Consider the following 14,058-nt stretch of genomic DNA (forward strand, 5'->3'; position numbering starts at 1 on the left):
TCAGCCTGCCAGCAGTGGCGCGCTGATCAGCCCGGCCCATGCCGGAGAGCACGGCGACCAATGCCGCCAGCTACACCACGCCGCGGGACACGATCTACGCGAGCACCGGAAGCGCAGAGAACCTCCATTTGCAGGCCGGTCTCACCCGAATATCAATAGATCCGAAAAAAGGCCGGCAAGGGAATGAACCCTCGCCGGCCTGCCTCACCCGCCCGTTGGTCGGTTTCCCCTGTCAGAACGATCCCATCTGAAAGAAACCGGCCGTCATCACCACTACCGGTTACCGCCCAGCGCCGAGGCAAGGCGCACAAGCGAGAGGAACTCGGACCTGTACCCAAACGGGTCGGCTCCTCGAGCGGCAGTGGCAATCTCCATGATCTTGTCGTAACCGAACTTCGCGGTCGCATCCTCGTCGCGCAGCTTCTGGCCGAAGGCCGCAACGGCGACGGAGAAACGCTGGTCGGTGCTGGCTTGGTCAAAGGACGAAATCTCGTTGGCCGAGGTCACCGGCGTGGTGATCAGCTTCGAGACGTCTTCATTGGGCAGCTTGTAGCGTATCTTGACGAAGGCATATTCGTCCGCATTGGCGATGCCGCCATTGTCCACCGACGCCTGGCCATAGCGCAGCGGATCGATCTGCTCGCCACCACTGCCTTTCGGCGTGATCTCGTAGATCGCGGTGACAGAATGGCCCGAACCAATATCGCCGGCATCGACGCGGTCATTGTTGAAATCCTCGCGGTTCAACGCCCGGGTCTCGTAGCCGATCAGGCGATATTCCGAGACCTTGTTCGGGTTGAACTCGACCTGGATTTTCACGTCCTTGGCGATGGTGAACAGCGTCGAGGATGCATCCTCGACCAGCACCTTCTCCGCCTCGGCAAGCGTGTCGATATAGGCGGCGGTGCCGTTGCCGTTCTGGGCGATGGTCTGCATCATCTGGTCGTTCAGATTGCCGCGGCCGAAACCGAACACCGACAGAAAGACACCAGTCTTGCGCTCGCTCTCGACCAGCCGCTTCAGATCATCGTCGTCGCTCTGGCCGACATTGAAGTCGCCGTCGGTAGCCAACATCACCCGGTTGACGCCGTCCTTGACGAAGGATTTTTGCGCCAACCTGTAGGCTTCCTTGATGCCTGCTTCGCCGGCCGTGCTACCGCCAGGCGTCAAATTGTCGATGGCACGGAGAATCTTGTCCTTTTCGGACGCCTTGGTCGGCTCCAGGACTGTGCCCGCGTCACCCGCGTAGGTGACGATAGAGATGGTGTCGTCCGCCTTCAGCTTGCTGACCAGCAGCCGGAAAGCCGATTTGAGCAGCGGCAGCTTGTCCGGCTCGTCCATCGAGCCCGAGACATCGATCAGGAAGACCAGATTGGCCTTCGGCTGCTCGGTCGGCTTGACGTCAAACCCCTTGATGGCGACATGCATCAGCCTGGTGTGCGTGTTCCACGGCGTCGGCATCACGCTGACGGTCGAGTTGAATGGCGTCGAGGCCGAATCCGGCCCCTTCCAGTCATAGGGGAAGTAGTTGATCATCTCCTCGACGCGCACCGTATCGGCCTGCGGCACGAAACCTTCCTTCAGCGAGCGCCGCACAAAGGAATAGGAAGCCGTGTCGACATCGATCGAGAAGGTCGAGACCGGGTCTTCGAGCGCGGCATGCACCGGATTGGTCTTGAAATCCTCGACGCGGTCGCGGTTTTCCGGTTGCGGTTGCACCTGGTCGGCCGGCAAGGTCGACGGCGGCGGCACCATCAGCTTGGACTCGGCCGGCATGCGGGCGGCCCGAGAGGTGCTGGGTGCGCTTACGGCGCCATCCAACGCGAATTCACCTGTCGGTGCCGGTGGCGCGGGTTCGGCCGGCACGCCGCCTCCCAGCGCGTCCTGTCGTGGAGCGCCACTTGAAATCGCCGATTCCTGCTGGGCCGTACCGCCGGCGGCAACGGTCGATTCGGATTTCGGCGGCGAGACCGGGGCTACAAGCGCATCGGTCGCATCGCGGCTTTCCACATCGGCGTCGGCCTTCTTGTCTTTCTCCAGCTCGGTGCGAACCGGCTTCGGCTCGGCGGTCGTCGGCTTCAGGGTCGCCGGCTTGTCGGCCAGCGTCTCACTGATCTTCTCGTCGCCGCCGAATTTGGGCGGCTGCTCCCTCAGCATATGGAAGGTGGCGTATCCGGCGATCGGCAGGGCGACGAGCCCGGCAAGGGCCGGCGTGGCAATGAGTTTCTTTTGCATGATCTCGCTCCAGAGCTTTTGTGCTCGCTCTGTGAGACGAAGCCCGCCAACCGATCCTTGGGTGACAGCAGAAATATTTTCCTGATCGTATGCGCGCAGAGCAGCCTCAAAGGCACGGGCCTTCGCGCGCTCGCCCGGCGCCGGCGCCGCGATATCGCGCAGTCTCTTGAGTTCGTTGTCGTCGACCATGGTCACACTTCCCCGGCCGTGCGCATCAGCGTCTTCAGCCGTTTCTTCGCTTCATGGATGTGCCAGGAAACCGTCGTCTCCGAGATCGCCATCGCCTCGGCGGTCGCCGCATGGCTCAACCCTTCGCCATAGACCAAAAGCACCGCGTCGCGCTGCTTGTCCGGCAATTGCCGCACCGACGCCCACAGCGCCTCGGCCGGGTCTTCCGGTTCAACCGAAGCCTCGCCCGAGATCATGCTGTAAGCGCCAAAGGCTTCAGTCTTGACCGCTTCGCGGGTGGTCTTGCGCATGACATCTCGCGCGGCGTTCATCGTCACGGAATAGAGCCATGTCGTGAAGGCGCCGCCGCCGCGATAGGTGCAGATCGCCTTGCCGAGCCGGACGCAGACTTCCTGGGCAATGTCTTCGGCGTCGGCCTTCTTGCCGCACCAGCGATAGGCGGCGCGATAGACGAAGTCGTAGTGACGCTCCAGCAATTTGCTGAAGGCCCCCCTGTCTCCGCCCTTCGCTCGCCCGATCAGTTCGGCGTCGGAGGCTTCGCTCTCATCCAGCATCATTGCCATCATTTGCCTGTTGGACGAAGGCTAATGGCTAATCCTTGGGGCAATGGAAAGATTTTTTTGGAAACGGTCGAATCGTGATCATCGACGCCCCCGCTTGACACATCCATATCTCGGCGGTTATACGTCAAACCAATAGCCACTGGGTTATCGATCCCAAATGACCAACGCTCACGATGTCCTCTTCAGAACGCTCTCCGATCCGACGCGTCGGGCGATCTTCGAGCGCCTGTGCCGGGAAGGCGAGCAGACGGTCGGCGCTTTGACGGCTCAGTCGGGCGTCTCGCAACCGGCGGTGTCGAAGCATCTCGGTCTTCTCAGGCAGGCCGGGCTGGTGCGCGATCGTCATGAAGGACGACAGACCCATTACAGCGCCCAGCTCGCAGCACTTTCCCCACTGACCGACTGGACGAACCAGATGAACGCGTTCTGGCAGAGCCGGTTCGACGATCTCGAAAATTTGCTCAAAAGAATGGACCAATGACCAGTACAGCGACTGAAACGCGCTCCGTCATCGTCGAACGTGAGATCCCCTATCCGCCGGAAAAGATCTGGCGCGCGCTCACCCAACCGCATCTGATCGAGGAGTGGCTGATGAAGAACAACTTCAAGCCAGTCGTGGACCATCGTTTCAATCTCAGCGCCGACTGGGGCGGCGTCGACTGCCAGGTCCAGACGGTCGAGCCCAACAAGACGCTATCCTACACCTGGGACACCAAGGATCTCGAGAGCGTGGTCACCTGGACGCTCACCGCTACAAACACGGGAACCCATCTGCGCATGGAGCAGACGGGCTTCCGGCCGGATCAGCAGCCATATTTCCGCGGCGCCACGGTAGGCTGGCAAAAGTTCCTTACTGCCCTGGAAGGCGTCCTGGCGCGGCTGGATTGAAACCGCCGCAAGCGGATCGATGAGTCCGCTTCGGCTCGTTTTTGACGGGAGGCCTCATTGGACTGGAACAAGTGGATTCGGCAAATTCATCGCTGGCTGTCGATTATCTTTACGCTGACCGTCATCGCCAACTTCGCCACCATGGCATATGGGCAACCACCCGCTTGGGTGGTCTATTCACCGCTCTTGCCACTCTTGCTGCTGCTGTTCAGCGGCCTTTACATGTTCGTGCTGCCCCATATCGCCAAGGGGCGCGGCGCGCAGCGTGCGGGCGGATAGGAGTGGGCAGAATGGCCAAGCTGGGACAATCGACCAGCGCCGCACCGATCCTGCTGTCGGGCGGCAACCCGCAAATCGCCAAGGGTGATGGCGACGCCCCTGTGCAGGCATACATCGCCGCAATGCCGGGCTGGAAGCGCGGCCTAGGCGAGCGCCTCGATGCGCTCATCGAGCGAAACGTGCCTGACGTGCGCAAGGCCGTACGATGGAACCCGCCTTTCTACGGCATCGAGGGCCAGCGCTGGTTCGTGTCGTTCCATGTCTTCACCCATTACGTGAAGGTGACCTTCTTCAGCGGCATGTCGTTGCAGCCGATCCCACCCGGCGGCACGGCAAAGAGCAAGGATGTGCGCTGGATCGACATCCGCGAAGGCGACCGGTTCGACGAGGTGCAGATGGCGGACTGGGTGAAGCAGGCCGCCGCCCTGCCCGGCTGGATCCCGTAGCGACCGAATGCGACAGAGGAGAAAGAGCGATGAAGATCAAGCTGACCAGCGTCTATGTGGACAACCAGGAAAACGCTCTGCGCTTCTATACCGACGTGCTGGGCTTCACCAAGAAGACCGATTTCAGCAACGGACCCTATCGCTGGCTGACCGTTGCATCGGCGGAAGAGCCTGATGGAACCGAGCTGCACCTCGCGCTCAACGACAACCCGGCCGCCAAGGCCTATCAGGAAGCCATCTTCAAACAGGGCCAGCCTGCGGTTATGTTCTTCACCGACGACGTCAAGGGCGATTACGAGCGCATCAAGGCGAAGGGCGGCGAGTTCACCATGCCGCCGACCGAGGTCACCGGCTCGACCATTGCCCAGCTGAACGACGGCTGCGGCAACCTCGTTCAGATCACCCAGCTGGCGGGCTGGTAACGGGCGGCAACTAAAACACCGTCGAGGCACAGGAAGGCACCCAATGAACCCATCCGAACAGATCGACCAGCTGATCGCCGGCCTCAAGGACTGGCGCGGCGAGACGCTCGCCGGCATCCGCAAGACCATCCTTGCAGCCGACCCGGACATCGTCGAGGAGTGGAAGTGGATGGGGAGCCCGGTATGGTGCCTCGACGGCAACATCGTGGTCGGCAACGCCCACAAGGACAAGGTGAAGCTCACCTTTTCCCACGGCGCGAGCCTGCCGGATCCCGACAAGCTGTTCAACAACGGTTTTGGCGGCAAGGTGTGGCGGGCTATCGATATCCTTGAGGGTGACAAGCTCGATGAGGGAGCCCTGAAAGACCTTGTCCGGGCCGCCATCGACTACAACCAGGCCAAAAGGAAGCAGAAAGCGGCTATGGCTGCTTCGGTGAAGGCGAGGAAGTAGCGAGCCTAAGCCGCTTGGCCCGCCACCCAGCCCGACGACCACGCCCACTGGAAATTATAGCCACCCAGCCAACCCGTGACATCGGCGGCTTCGCCGATGAAGAACAGGCCCGGCACGGATTTCGCCTGCATGGTCTTCTGGTCGAGTCCGTTGGTGTCGACCCCGCCCAGTGTCACTTCGGCGGTGCGGTAGCCCTCTGAACCGGCGGGCTTGATACGCCATTGATTGACCGCGGCGGCGACGGTCTTGATCTGGGCGTCGGAAAGATCGGCGAGGTTACCGTCGATCCCGGTTCGCTCAGCGATCGACTGCGCAAGCCGCTTCGGCAGATAGTTTGCCAGCACCGTCTGCACAGCCTGTCGTCCATTGCCGCGCTTGGCGGCGCGAATGAGGTCCGCCACATCGACTCCCGGCAGCATGGCGATGCGGATTTCGTCGCCCTCGCGCCAATAGGACGAGATCTGCAGGATGGACGGTCCGCTGACGCCGCGATGCGTGAACAGCATCGCTTCGGCGAACCGCGTCTTGCCGCAGGCGACTTCCGCGTCGACGGCGTTGCCAGCCAGGGGCGCCAACCGCTCGAGCGTGTTTGCGTCAAAGGTCAGCGGCACCAGCGCCGGCCGCGTTTCGACAACGGCAAGGCCGAACCGTTCGGCGAGCTCATACCCGAATCCGGTCGCCCCCATCTTGGGGATCGACTTGCCGCCACAGGCCACAACAACGGACTGGCACGTGACCGTGCCGGTGGAGAGGGTGAGCATAAACCCCTCGGCGGTTTTGCGGACATCCGCGACGCTGGTCGACAGGGCCAGATCCACGCCCCTGCCCTGCATTTCCGAGACCAGCATGTCGATGATCTGGCGTGCGGAGCCGTCGCAGAACAATTGCCCCAGCGTCTTCTCGTGGTAGGCAATGCGGTGGCGTTGGACGAGCGCGATGAAATCGCGCTGTGTGTAGCGGCTGAGCGCCGAAATGCAGAAATGTGGATTGCCCGAGAGAAAATTCTTCGGGCTGGCATTGACGTTGGTGAAATTGCACCGGCCGCCGCCTGAGATGCGGATCTTTTCGCCGGGCATTGCCGCATGGTCGAGGATCAGCACCGAACGGCCGCGCTTGGCCGCCTCCACGGCGCACATCATTCCGGCGGCACCGGCGCCGATGATCACGACATCATAGGATCGCATCAGGCTATTCGTTCCCGCTCGACCCGCTCATCCGGGGCCACGCCATTTGTGCTGCCTGATACCGCGAACGGACCAGACAGCCAACAGGCAAGAACCGCTGTGGAAGAGTTTAGATCAGCGTCTCCGCGAACAGCGTCGTCAATCGCTTCCAGTGGCGCTCGGCGCCCGTGGCATTGAAAACGCGATGATCGGGCACGCACCAGCCATGCGCCATGCCGGCATAGTTTTCCAGCACATGGTCGACTTCCGCCACCCTGAGCGCCTCGGCCAGCCGCGCCGACTGTTCCGGCGGAAAACTCCCATCGACACCGGATGTGCCGACATAAACCCGCGCCTTGATGGAGGCTGCCTTGCGATGCGGGCTGTCGGCGGCGTCGCTGGCCAGATTGCCGCCATGGAAACTCGCGGCCGCTTTTATTCTGTCGGGATAGGTTGCGGCGGCATTCAATGATCGACCGCCGCCCATGCAATAGCCCACTGTGCCGATCGGTCCGGTGATGCCCTCGGCAGCCAGTGCGTCGAGGAATGCAGCGCTGTCGCTGATGGTCATCTCCTGCGTCGTGCCGCTGACCAGTGCCGTCAGCGCCGCCTTGGTCTTTTCCTCGACGAAGGCGGTCTTGGCGTCAAACGGCCCGTAAGGCGCGTTGCGGTAGAACAGGTCCGGCAGCAGCACTGCATACCCTTCATTCGCCAGCCGCTCGGCCATGCTGTCGAGCGCCGACCGCGGACCGAAGGCGTCCTGATAGAGAATGACGCCGGCCTTGGCCGGAGATGCGTTTGCCGCACGGAACAGACCCGCCCTTGCCACGCCATCCCTGGTCCGGATCTGGAGGTCCTGTTTCGTCATCGTCCACTCCGTTCATCGAATGCGCGATACATATCGGCGCGAGACGCTGGGGCAAGGCGTTCCCTGAGCCCAACAGTCAACATTTCGTGCAGGATTGCGTGGCGAATTACAGATCCGCGAATGCCGCCATGTGAAAAGCCTGAATCTCAGGCGGATAGCGATAGTCTGCGCCATAGGGACAGGCATTTCGATCAAGGCAACCGCCGCTGCGGCACGGCTCGCCATTCACCCCTCGCACATGCGCCAGACAGGATTGATAGGCGAAGCCTTGCGGGGAATAAGCGTCGACCGGGCAGGATTTCAGGCAGGGTTTTTCGACACAGATGTCGCAAAGATGGGGCGCTACCTCAGCGGCTTGAACCGGAATCCTCTCCTCGAACAGCAGCGCACCGCGATAGGCATGCCAGAGCCCGTATCGCGGATGCATGAGGATGCCGAGCGGCGACGGTCTCAGCCCCTCCGCCCGCATCGCCCATTGCTGGAACGGCAGATAAGGCTTGTCGGAAGGCGAAACGGCCCGCGCCCCGAATGTCTCCGCCACGGCGCCGATCACTTTGCGCGACCAGGTGTCGAGCGGATTGGGGATTTTCTGCGGTTGCTGTTCCCACCAACGCAGGAAATGCGGCCAGGGCGCGGCACCCGCCTGCCCCACCAGCAGAACGGATCTTGCCGGCGCGCCTGGCGAGCCGGTCACCGGCGCCTCACCCGGCGTAAAATTGAAACCGCCACGAAGAACAAGGCCGTTAGCGAGAAGCGCCTCAGCAATACGGTCAACGCTGCCGGCGGCGGGCGCAATCATTCCTTCTTGACCGGATCGGAGAACGCGCTCCGCCAGACTTCCTTGTGGATGATGTTGGCGACTTTAGCCCCGCCTGACTCGGGCTCCTTTCAAGTGAAGGCGTCGGGCATCGACCCCTTCTTCTTGGCGATGAAGTCCTTCAAGGCTTCATCGATGCTCGGATCGAGGTGAGGCGCCTCGTAGCTTTCCAGCCAGCGGCGGGCGAGTTCGTTGGCGCGCTGCGGCGCGGTCTTCTCGCCTTCGGCCAGCCACTGCTCGTAGGAATTGTTGTCGGCGATGTTGGAGCGGTAGAAGGCAGTCTGGAAATTCGCCTGGGTGTGGTCGCAGCCAAGATAGTGGCTGCCCGGCCCGACCTGGCGGATGGCGTCCATCGCCTGGCCGTTTTCCGACAGGTCGACGCCTTCGGAAAACTTCTGCGTCATGCCGAGCTGGTCGATGTCCATCATGAACTTTTCGTAGCAGGAGGCGAGCCCGCCCTCGAGCCAGCCGGCCGAGTGAAGCACGAAGTTGGTGCCGGCCAGGATGGTCGAGTTCAGCGTGTTGGCGCTTTCATAGGCCGCCTGTGCATCCGGAACCTTGGACGCGCAGAGCGAGCCGCCGGTGCGGAACGGCAGGCCGAGACGGCGCGCCAGCTGTGCAGCGCCATATGAAACCAGCGACGGCTCCGGTGTGCCGAAGGTCGGCGCGCCCGACTGCATCGAGATCGACGAGGCGAAGGTGCCGAACAGCACCGGCGCGCCCGGCCGGATCAGCTGCGTGAACGAAGCACCGGCCAGCACTTCGGCCAGAACCTGCGTCAGCGTGCCGGCAACCGTCACCGGGCTCATCGCGCCGGCAAGGATGAACGGCGTGACGATGCAGGCCTGGTTATGGCGCGCATAGACCTTCAGCGCGCCGAGCATGGTCTCGTCGAACACCATCGGCGAGTTGGCGTTGATCAGGCTGGTCAGCACCGTATTGTTCTCGACGAAATCGTCGCCGAACACGATCTTGGCCATGGCGACGGTATCTTCGGCGCGCTCCGGCGCGGTCACCGAGCCCATGAACGGCTTGTCGGAATATTTGATGTGGCTGTAGATCATGTCGAGATGGCGCTTGTTGACCGGCACGTCGACCGGCTCGCACACCGTGCCGCCCGAATGGTGGATCGACGGCGCCATATAGGCGAGCTTCACGAAATTCTGGAAATCCTCGATCGTCGCGTAACGCCTGACACCATCGAGGTCACGCACGAAGGGCGGTCCATAGACTGGCGCAAAAACGGTGGCATTGCCGCCGATCTGCACCGAGCGCTCGGAATTGCGGGCGTGCTGGGTGTAGACGGACGGCGCGGTCTTGAGCAGTGAACGGCAGAGCCCCTTCGGAAAGTGCACGCGCTCGCCCTTGACGTCGGCGCCTGCCTCTTTCCACAATTGCAGCGCCTCCGCGTCGTCCCGGAAGATGATGCCGATCTCCTCGAGCACCGTGTCGGTATTCTTCTCGATCAGCGCCAGGCCTTCCTCGTCCAGCACCTCATAAACGTTGATCTTGCGCTTGATGTAGGTGAGCTGCGTGCCCGGGCCACCGCCCGAACGTGCTGCCCGCCGGGCAGCAGCCCCGCCGCTGGCGCCGCGCCCACGTCGCGCGTTTGACGCTTCCTGATCGACTGCCGCGTGTTCGCTCATGGTGGTTCTTCCCTGAATCTGTTCTTGTCTGGAATCCATAGCGGCTGCCTCTCGCCGCTTCTTGCCAGATCGTAGCCATGCACCCTATTCGAAACGGCCCGCCAGCGCCAACGCCTGTCGCAAAATCGACAAGAATTCCAAGAGATTTGCGGTCGCTTTCCTTTTGCGGGAAGTCGCAAATCAGCTATGGATACATGCCCCCAGCGGGTTAGGAATGACCGTGAATATTTTGTGCCTTGCGACGCAGTCGCGATGCCGGCAGGAGTTCGATACAAATGTCCGACGACGAGATCATCCTTTCCGAACTTTCCGACGACGAGTTGGTGCAGCAGATGCACGACGATCTCTATGACGGGCTGAAGGAAGAGATCGAGGAAGGCACGAACATCCTGCTCGAGCGCGGCTGGGTGCCCTACAAGGTGCTCACCGAGGCGCTGGTCGAAGGCATGCGCATCGTCGGCGAGGATTTTCGCGACGGCATCCTGTTCGTTCCCGAAGTGCTGCTTTCGGCCAATGCGATGAAGGCCGGCATGTTCATCCTGCGTCCGCTGCTCGCCGCCACCGGCGCGCCGAAGCAGGGTAAGATGGTGATCGGCACCGTCAAGGGTGACATCCACGACATCGGCAAGAATCTTGTCGGCATGATGATGGAGGGTGCCGGCTTCGACGTCATCGACCTCGGCATCAACAATGCGGTCGAGAAATATCTCGATGCGATCGAGCAGCATCAGCCCGACATCATCGGCATGTCGGCACTGCTGACCACGACCATGCCCTACATGAAGGTCGTCATCGACACGATGAAGGAAAAGGGCATCCGCGACGACTATGTCGTGCTGGTCGGCGGCGCGCCGCTAAACGAGGAATTCGGCAAGGCCGTCGGCGCCGATGCCTATTGCCGCGACGCGGCGGTCGCGGTCGAAACCGCCAAGGATTACATGAAGCGCAAGCACAACGTTCGTGCTTCGGCCTGAGCCCGGTCTCGAAATGACCCATGAAAAAGCCGCGCCTTGCAGCGCGGCTTTTTTGTTCCCAGATGATGAACGTGGCCGCGCGCGGATCAGGGCTTGGTGACGGTATCCTCGACCGCCTTAGCGGTTGATTTGACATCCCTGCCGACGCCACGGACGGTGTTCGCGCAAGCCGTAAGGGCCAAGGCGCAGGCCAGGATGGCAATCGGCGTGATGCGTAGCAGTTTCATGGACGGTGTCTCCCTCAACAGATAAATTAGCGCCACAGCAACGAAGGCCGGCTCGACGGGTTCCATGGCCAAGACGCAAAAAACAAAACCGAATCAAGACGACAGGCTGCTCGTTATCGCCTGTGGGATGATTGCGCGCGAAGTTCTGGCCGTCAAGGAACAGCTTGGACTGAACCACCTCGACCTGACCTGCTTGCCTGCGGAATTCCATTTCTATCCCGACCGCATCGCACCGGCCATGGACAAGGCGATCGAAAAGGCCAAGGCGGAAGGCTACATCAACATCTTCGTCGGCTATGCCGATTGCGGCACCGGCGGCCTGCTCGACCGGATCTGCGAGAAGCATGGCGTCGAGCGCATGGCCGGCCCGCACTGCTTCGCCTTCTATCAAGGCATGGAGGCCTACGCGAAGATCGCGGACGACGACATGATGTCCTTCTACATGACCGACTTCCTGTGCCGCCAGTTCGACGCCTTCTTCATGAAACCGCTCGGCCTCGACAAGCACCCCGAGCTGATCAAGGACTATTTCGGCAACTACGAGAAGCTGATCTATCTCGCACAGACCAACGATCCGGAGCTCGACAAGGTCGCCGAAAGGGCCGCCAAAATGCTCGGTCTCGTTTATGAACGCCGCGCCACCGGCTATGGCGACCTGACGGCCGGAATGGCGCACGCCGCAGCGGTCACCGGCTAGGCAACGTCCTCTTCCGCCCGCAGCGCCGCAAGCACATCGGCAAAGCTCGTCTTGCAGACGAAACCCAGCCTGTCCCTCGCCCGCGACGCATCGTAGACCCGGTCGATCGAGGAAAACATCGTCCAGCCTTTTCGCGCGTAGAGGGCCGGAAAATCCGGGAAATAGCGCGCGACGGCGGATGGCGCATCGGCGATTAGCTCAGCGCAGTCTTCCGGTCGAAATGGCGTTGGCGCCGATACGATGAAAATATCAAAGCCGAGCTGTGGCGCCTTTCCGAGCGCAAGGATGTGGGCATCGGCCGCGTCCTCGACCGTCAACCGGCGAAACAGCAGTTCATTGGCCTTGGTGTTGGCATCCGACTGCTCGATCGCATGCGCCATGTCGTCGGCTTCGGGAAAGAAGCGGGCCGTTCGATCCGGTTGTCCCGAACTGTCCGCATGACAAGGTCACAGTCGGCGATCGAGCCGACGATGTGGGTCTCTGCCGATGGCACAGGATCGAGCCCGGTGACGTCGTGCCCAAGCGCGCGCAGACGCGGCGCCAAAGCGCTGCCCAACCAACCCGACGACCCCGTGAGCAAGATTCGCATTCGTCACACCATGATTTTTGACCGTGACGCTGTTAAGCACGGATGACAGGCGCCAGCGACCCGATAAGTTATGCACCAGCCGGCGCTGCGCCAGACATCAACCGGGAGGCCTCCTATGACACTTCGCCCGCTGTTCGCCCTTGTCGGCTTGCTCTGCTGCACTCTTCCCTCCCTTGCCGATGGCGAGGTGCAGAAACTCATCACCGCCGCAGACAAGGCGCGGCTCGACAAATATGGCGAGACCCGCAAGGCGGCGCTCGCCGAGGCGAAAGCGGGAGATCCGGCCGAGGTCAAGCAACTCGATACCTTGCTGGCAAAACCGCTGGTGGCCTTCTCCGACAAGGACCTGACCGGCAACTGGCAGTGCCGCACGATCAAGGCCGGCGGATCCTTGCCGCTCGTCATCTATGGCTGGTTCAAATGCAAGGTGACTGACGACGGTTCCGGCTGGCGGCTGGAAAAGATCAGCGGCTCGCAGCGCACCAAGGGCCGTTTCTTCGACGATGGCGAGAAACGTGCGATCTATCTCGGCTCCTTCTATGTCAACAGCGATCCGGCAAAACCCTATGGCAGCGGCCCGCAAACCGACCAGGTCGGCTATGCCTTCCGCAACAGCGCCAAGGAATGGCGCATCGAATTCCCAGCGCCCTACTATGAATCGAAGCTCGACATCATCGAATTCAAGCGCTGAGCGTGTATCGAAGAGCTGATCACCAAGGATTAACCCGGACGCCCTAGCATCCCGCCCATTGTCGAGAACGGGTTGCTTGGAGGGGGCAAGATCCATGGCAGCATCAGAATCCAGTACGCGGATCGTGGTCGTCACCGGAGGAGGCCAGCATGTCTGGGCTGTCATCAACGCGATTGCCGACCGCGTCGGCCCTGTCAGCGTCGTCCTCGAAACGCCTGAATCCAAAAAGCAATTGCTTCGTGGTCGGGCTCGCCGTCAGGGTTGGATCTCCGCTGTGGGTCAACTTGGCACGATGGTGCTCAGCAGACTAGGCAAACGGCTTCTCGCCAGCCATGCCGCCCAGCTGATTGCCGAAGAAAAGCTGGAGGTCGAGCCGCGGCGAGGCCAGGAAATCATCCATGTTGCCTCGGCCAACGGGCCGGAGTGCCTCGAGGCGATTGAGAAGATCCAGCCTGGCGTTGTCCTGCTCAACGGCTGCAGGCTGTTGTCGAAGGACATGTTGGCCAGGATGCCTTGCCCGGTGCTCAACTATCACGCTGGCATCACCCCGAAATACCGCGGCATGAATGGCGGCTACTGGGCGCTGACATCAGGCGATCCGCAGAATTTCGGCACCACCGTGCATCTGGTCGATGCCGGCGTCGACACGGGCGGCGTGCTGAAACAGGCGTACGGTCAGCCGAAACGCGGTGACACCATCTCCAGCTATGCCCTTCGGCAGGCCGCGTTCTCGCGCGACATCTGCGTCGAGGCGGTCAGCGACGTGCTGGCCGGAAAGCTCACCACCGTCGACCCGGGCCTGCCATCGCAGCAATGGTATCACCCGACGATCTGGTTCTACCTCTGGACCGGCATGCGCCGTGGCGTATGGTAGGCGCTGTCAATCGGACGCCATGTATGCTATTGTCCTACA

19 protein-coding genes are annotated in these 14,058 nt (G+C 61.8%); 10 read left to right on the plus strand and 9 right to left on the minus strand.

The window, feature by feature from the left end:
• Window positions 1–273: 273 nt before the first annotated feature.
• Both NKI38_RS21880 and NKI38_RS21885 read right to left on the minus strand, forming a co-directional pair.
• On the minus strand, window positions 274–2,424 hold the full coding sequence (locus NKI38_RS21880) for a vWA domain-containing protein (RefSeq protein ID WP_352660534.1): 2,151 nt from the start codon (window positions 2,422–2,424) through the stop codon (window positions 274–276).
• A 2-nt stretch (window positions 2,425–2,426) separates the two neighbouring features.
• Complete coding sequence (locus NKI38_RS21885) at window positions 2,427–2,987, minus strand: RNA polymerase sigma factor (RefSeq protein ID WP_352660679.1); 561 nt, start codon at window positions 2,985–2,987, stop codon at window positions 2,427–2,429.
• Window positions 2,988–3,144: 157 nt separating this feature from the next.
• On the opposite strand from NKI38_RS21885, the gene NKI38_RS21890 reads away from it, so the two are divergent.
• The 6 genes from NKI38_RS21890 to NKI38_RS21915 are packed head-to-tail and all read left to right on the plus strand — an operon-like array spanning window position 3,145 to window position 5,473.
• The gene (locus NKI38_RS21890) at window positions 3,145–3,468 is read left to right on the plus strand and encodes an ArsR/SmtB family transcription factor (RefSeq protein ID WP_023757734.1); all 324 of its coding nucleotides are present in this window, start codon (window positions 3,145–3,147) and stop codon (window positions 3,466–3,468) included.
• The gene (locus NKI38_RS21895) at window positions 3,465–3,875 is read left to right on the plus strand and encodes an SRPBCC family protein (RefSeq protein ID WP_352660537.1); all 411 of its coding nucleotides are present in this window, start codon (window positions 3,465–3,467) and stop codon (window positions 3,873–3,875) included. The genes NKI38_RS21890 and NKI38_RS21895 overlap by 4 nt, the downstream gene beginning before the upstream one ends.
• A gap of 57 nt (window positions 3,876–3,932) precedes the next feature.
• Entirely contained in the window at window positions 3,933–4,154 is a 222-nt protein-coding gene (locus NKI38_RS21900; RefSeq protein WP_352660540.1) for a hypothetical protein, read from the plus strand.
• Window positions 4,155–4,165: 11 nt separating this feature from the next.
• Window positions 4,166–4,600 carry a DUF1801 domain-containing protein gene (locus NKI38_RS21905; RefSeq protein ID WP_352660543.1) on the plus strand — a complete coding sequence of 145 codons (435 nt, stop codon included), beginning with the start codon at window positions 4,166–4,168 and terminating at the stop codon, window positions 4,598–4,600.
• Window positions 4,601–4,629: 29 nt separating this feature from the next.
• Complete coding sequence (locus NKI38_RS21910; protein ID WP_352660545.1) at window positions 4,630–5,022, plus strand: VOC family protein; 393 nt, start codon at window positions 4,630–4,632, stop codon at window positions 5,020–5,022.
• Window positions 5,023–5,065: 43 nt separating this feature from the next.
• Window positions 5,066–5,473 (plus strand): DUF1801 domain-containing protein, encoded by a 408-nt coding sequence (locus NKI38_RS21915; protein ID WP_352660547.1) that lies wholly within the window; start codon window positions 5,066–5,068, stop codon window positions 5,471–5,473.
• A 5-nt stretch (window positions 5,474–5,478) separates the two neighbouring features.
• On the opposite strand, the gene NKI38_RS21920 is transcribed toward NKI38_RS21915, so the two are convergent.
• From NKI38_RS21920 to NKI38_RS21935, 4 genes are all read right to left on the minus strand, one after another.
• Window positions 5,479–6,657 carry a BaiN/RdsA family NAD(P)/FAD-dependent oxidoreductase gene (locus NKI38_RS21920; protein ID WP_352660549.1) on the minus strand — a complete coding sequence of 393 codons (1,179 nt, stop codon included), beginning with the start codon at window positions 6,655–6,657 and terminating at the stop codon, window positions 5,479–5,481.
• Between the two features lie 109 nt (window positions 6,658–6,766).
• A complete protein-coding gene (locus tag NKI38_RS21925) occupies window positions 6,767–7,504 on the minus strand; it encodes a dienelactone hydrolase family protein (protein WP_352660551.1) in 738 nt (245 codons plus the stop codon).
• 106 nt (window positions 7,505–7,610) lie between these two features.
• Window positions 7,611–8,303, minus strand: coding sequence for a 4Fe-4S dicluster domain-containing protein (locus tag NKI38_RS21930; RefSeq protein ID WP_352660553.1), 693 nt, complete (start codon window positions 8,301–8,303; stop codon window positions 7,611–7,613).
• A gap of 89 nt (window positions 8,304–8,392) precedes the next feature.
• On the minus strand, window positions 8,393–9,967 hold the full coding sequence (locus NKI38_RS21935; RefSeq protein WP_024501311.1) for a trimethylamine methyltransferase family protein: 1,575 nt from the start codon (window positions 9,965–9,967) through the stop codon (window positions 8,393–8,395).
• 275 nt (window positions 9,968–10,242) lie between these two features.
• Here NKI38_RS21935 and NKI38_RS21940 point away from each other — a divergent pair, with 275 nt between their 5' ends.
• Window positions 10,243–10,941, plus strand: coding sequence for a cobalamin B12-binding domain-containing protein (locus tag NKI38_RS21940; RefSeq protein ID WP_126069400.1), 699 nt, complete (start codon window positions 10,243–10,245; stop codon window positions 10,939–10,941).
• A gap of 86 nt (window positions 10,942–11,027) precedes the next feature.
• Here NKI38_RS21940 and NKI38_RS21945 read toward each other — a convergent pair whose 3' ends face one another.
• Window positions 11,028–11,168, minus strand: a complete 141-nt coding sequence (locus NKI38_RS21945; protein ID WP_352633075.1) for an EncA/B family entericidin — start codon at window positions 11,166–11,168, stop codon at window positions 11,028–11,030.
• Window positions 11,169–11,232: 64 nt separating this feature from the next.
• Between NKI38_RS21945 and NKI38_RS21950 the strand changes: the two genes are divergently transcribed.
• Window positions 11,233–11,865 carry a DUF1638 domain-containing protein gene (locus NKI38_RS21950; RefSeq protein WP_352660555.1) on the plus strand — a complete coding sequence of 211 codons (633 nt, stop codon included), beginning with the start codon at window positions 11,233–11,235 and terminating at the stop codon, window positions 11,863–11,865.
• Here NKI38_RS21950 and NKI38_RS21955 read toward each other — a convergent pair.
• Both NKI38_RS21955 and NKI38_RS21960 read right to left on the minus strand, forming a co-directional pair.
• On the minus strand, window positions 11,862–12,245 hold the full coding sequence (locus NKI38_RS21955; RefSeq protein WP_352660557.1) for an NAD-dependent epimerase/dehydratase family protein: 384 nt from the start codon (window positions 12,243–12,245) through the stop codon (window positions 11,862–11,864). The genes NKI38_RS21950 and NKI38_RS21955 overlap by 4 nt on opposite strands.
• On the minus strand, window positions 12,179–12,454 hold the full coding sequence (locus tag NKI38_RS21960; protein ID WP_352660560.1) for an NAD-dependent epimerase/dehydratase family protein: 276 nt from the start codon (window positions 12,452–12,454) through the stop codon (window positions 12,179–12,181). The genes NKI38_RS21955 and NKI38_RS21960 overlap by 67 nt, the downstream gene beginning before the upstream one ends.
• A gap of 115 nt (window positions 12,455–12,569) precedes the next feature.
• Here NKI38_RS21960 and NKI38_RS21965 point away from each other — a divergent pair, with 115 nt between their 5' ends.
• Window positions 12,570–13,145: a DUF4893 domain-containing protein gene (locus tag NKI38_RS21965; RefSeq protein ID WP_352660563.1), complete on the plus strand. Its 576-nt coding sequence runs from the start codon at window positions 12,570–12,572 to the stop codon at window positions 13,143–13,145.
• Between the two features lie 94 nt (window positions 13,146–13,239).
• A complete protein-coding gene (locus tag NKI38_RS21970) occupies window positions 13,240–14,019 on the plus strand; it encodes a formyl transferase (protein ID WP_352660566.1) in 780 nt (259 codons plus the stop codon).
• The last annotated feature ends 39 nt before the right edge of the window (window positions 14,020–14,058 follow it).

Source organism: Mesorhizobium sp. M0621 (genome assembly GCF_040320745.1).
Lineage (GTDB): Bacteria > Pseudomonadota > Alphaproteobacteria > Rhizobiales > Rhizobiaceae > Mesorhizobium.

What these genes read in the sequence shown, in the direction of transcription:
- NKI38_RS21910 (WP_352660545.1), top strand. Translation starts at nt 4,630, where the DNA reads ATGAAGATCAAGCTGACCAGCGTCTATGTGGACAACCAGGAAAACGCT.
- NKI38_RS21935 (WP_024501311.1), bottom strand. Translation starts at nt 9,967, where the DNA reads ATGAGCGAACACGCGGCAGTCGATCAGGAAGCGTCAAACGCGCGACGT.
- NKI38_RS21880 (WP_352660534.1), bottom strand. Translation starts at nt 2,424, where the DNA reads ATGGTCGACGACAACGAACTCAAGAGACTGCGCGATATCGCGGCGCCG.
- NKI38_RS21960 (WP_352660560.1), bottom strand. Translation starts at nt 12,454, where the DNA reads ATGCGAATCTTGCTCACGGGGTCGTCGGGTTGGTTGGGCAGCGCTTTG.
- NKI38_RS21905 (WP_352660543.1), top strand. Translation starts at nt 4,166, where the DNA reads ATGGCCAAGCTGGGACAATCGACCAGCGCCGCACCGATCCTGCTGTCG.
- NKI38_RS21890 (WP_023757734.1), top strand. Translation starts at nt 3,145, where the DNA reads ATGACCAACGCTCACGATGTCCTCTTCAGAACGCTCTCCGATCCGACG.
- NKI38_RS21950 (WP_352660555.1), top strand. Translation starts at nt 11,233, where the DNA reads ATGGCCAAGACGCAAAAAACAAAACCGAATCAAGACGACAGGCTGCTC.
- NKI38_RS21895 (WP_352660537.1), top strand. Translation starts at nt 3,465, where the DNA reads ATGACCAGTACAGCGACTGAAACGCGCTCCGTCATCGTCGAACGTGAG.
- NKI38_RS21955 (WP_352660557.1), bottom strand. Translation starts at nt 12,245, where the DNA reads ATGGCGCATGCGATCGAGCAGTCGGATGCCAACACCAAGGCCAATGAA.
- NKI38_RS21970 (WP_352660566.1), top strand. Translation starts at nt 13,240, where the DNA reads ATGGCAGCATCAGAATCCAGTACGCGGATCGTGGTCGTCACCGGAGGA.
- NKI38_RS21885 (WP_352660679.1), bottom strand. Translation starts at nt 2,987, where the DNA reads ATGGCAATGATGCTGGATGAGAGCGAAGCCTCCGACGCCGAACTGATC.
- NKI38_RS21965 (WP_352660563.1), top strand. Translation starts at nt 12,570, where the DNA reads ATGACACTTCGCCCGCTGTTCGCCCTTGTCGGCTTGCTCTGCTGCACT.
- NKI38_RS21925 (WP_352660551.1), bottom strand. Translation starts at nt 7,504, where the DNA reads ATGACGAAACAGGACCTCCAGATCCGGACCAGGGATGGCGTGGCAAGG.
- NKI38_RS21940 (WP_126069400.1), top strand. Translation starts at nt 10,243, where the DNA reads ATGTCCGACGACGAGATCATCCTTTCCGAACTTTCCGACGACGAGTTG.
- NKI38_RS21915 (WP_352660547.1), top strand. Translation starts at nt 5,066, where the DNA reads ATGAACCCATCCGAACAGATCGACCAGCTGATCGCCGGCCTCAAGGAC.
- NKI38_RS21945 (WP_352633075.1), bottom strand. Translation starts at nt 11,168, where the DNA reads ATGAAACTGCTACGCATCACGCCGATTGCCATCCTGGCCTGCGCCTTG.
- NKI38_RS21920 (WP_352660549.1), bottom strand. Translation starts at nt 6,657, where the DNA reads ATGCGATCCTATGATGTCGTGATCATCGGCGCCGGTGCCGCCGGAATG.
- NKI38_RS21930 (WP_352660553.1), bottom strand. Translation starts at nt 8,303, where the DNA reads ATGATTGCGCCCGCCGCCGGCAGCGTTGACCGTATTGCTGAGGCGCTT.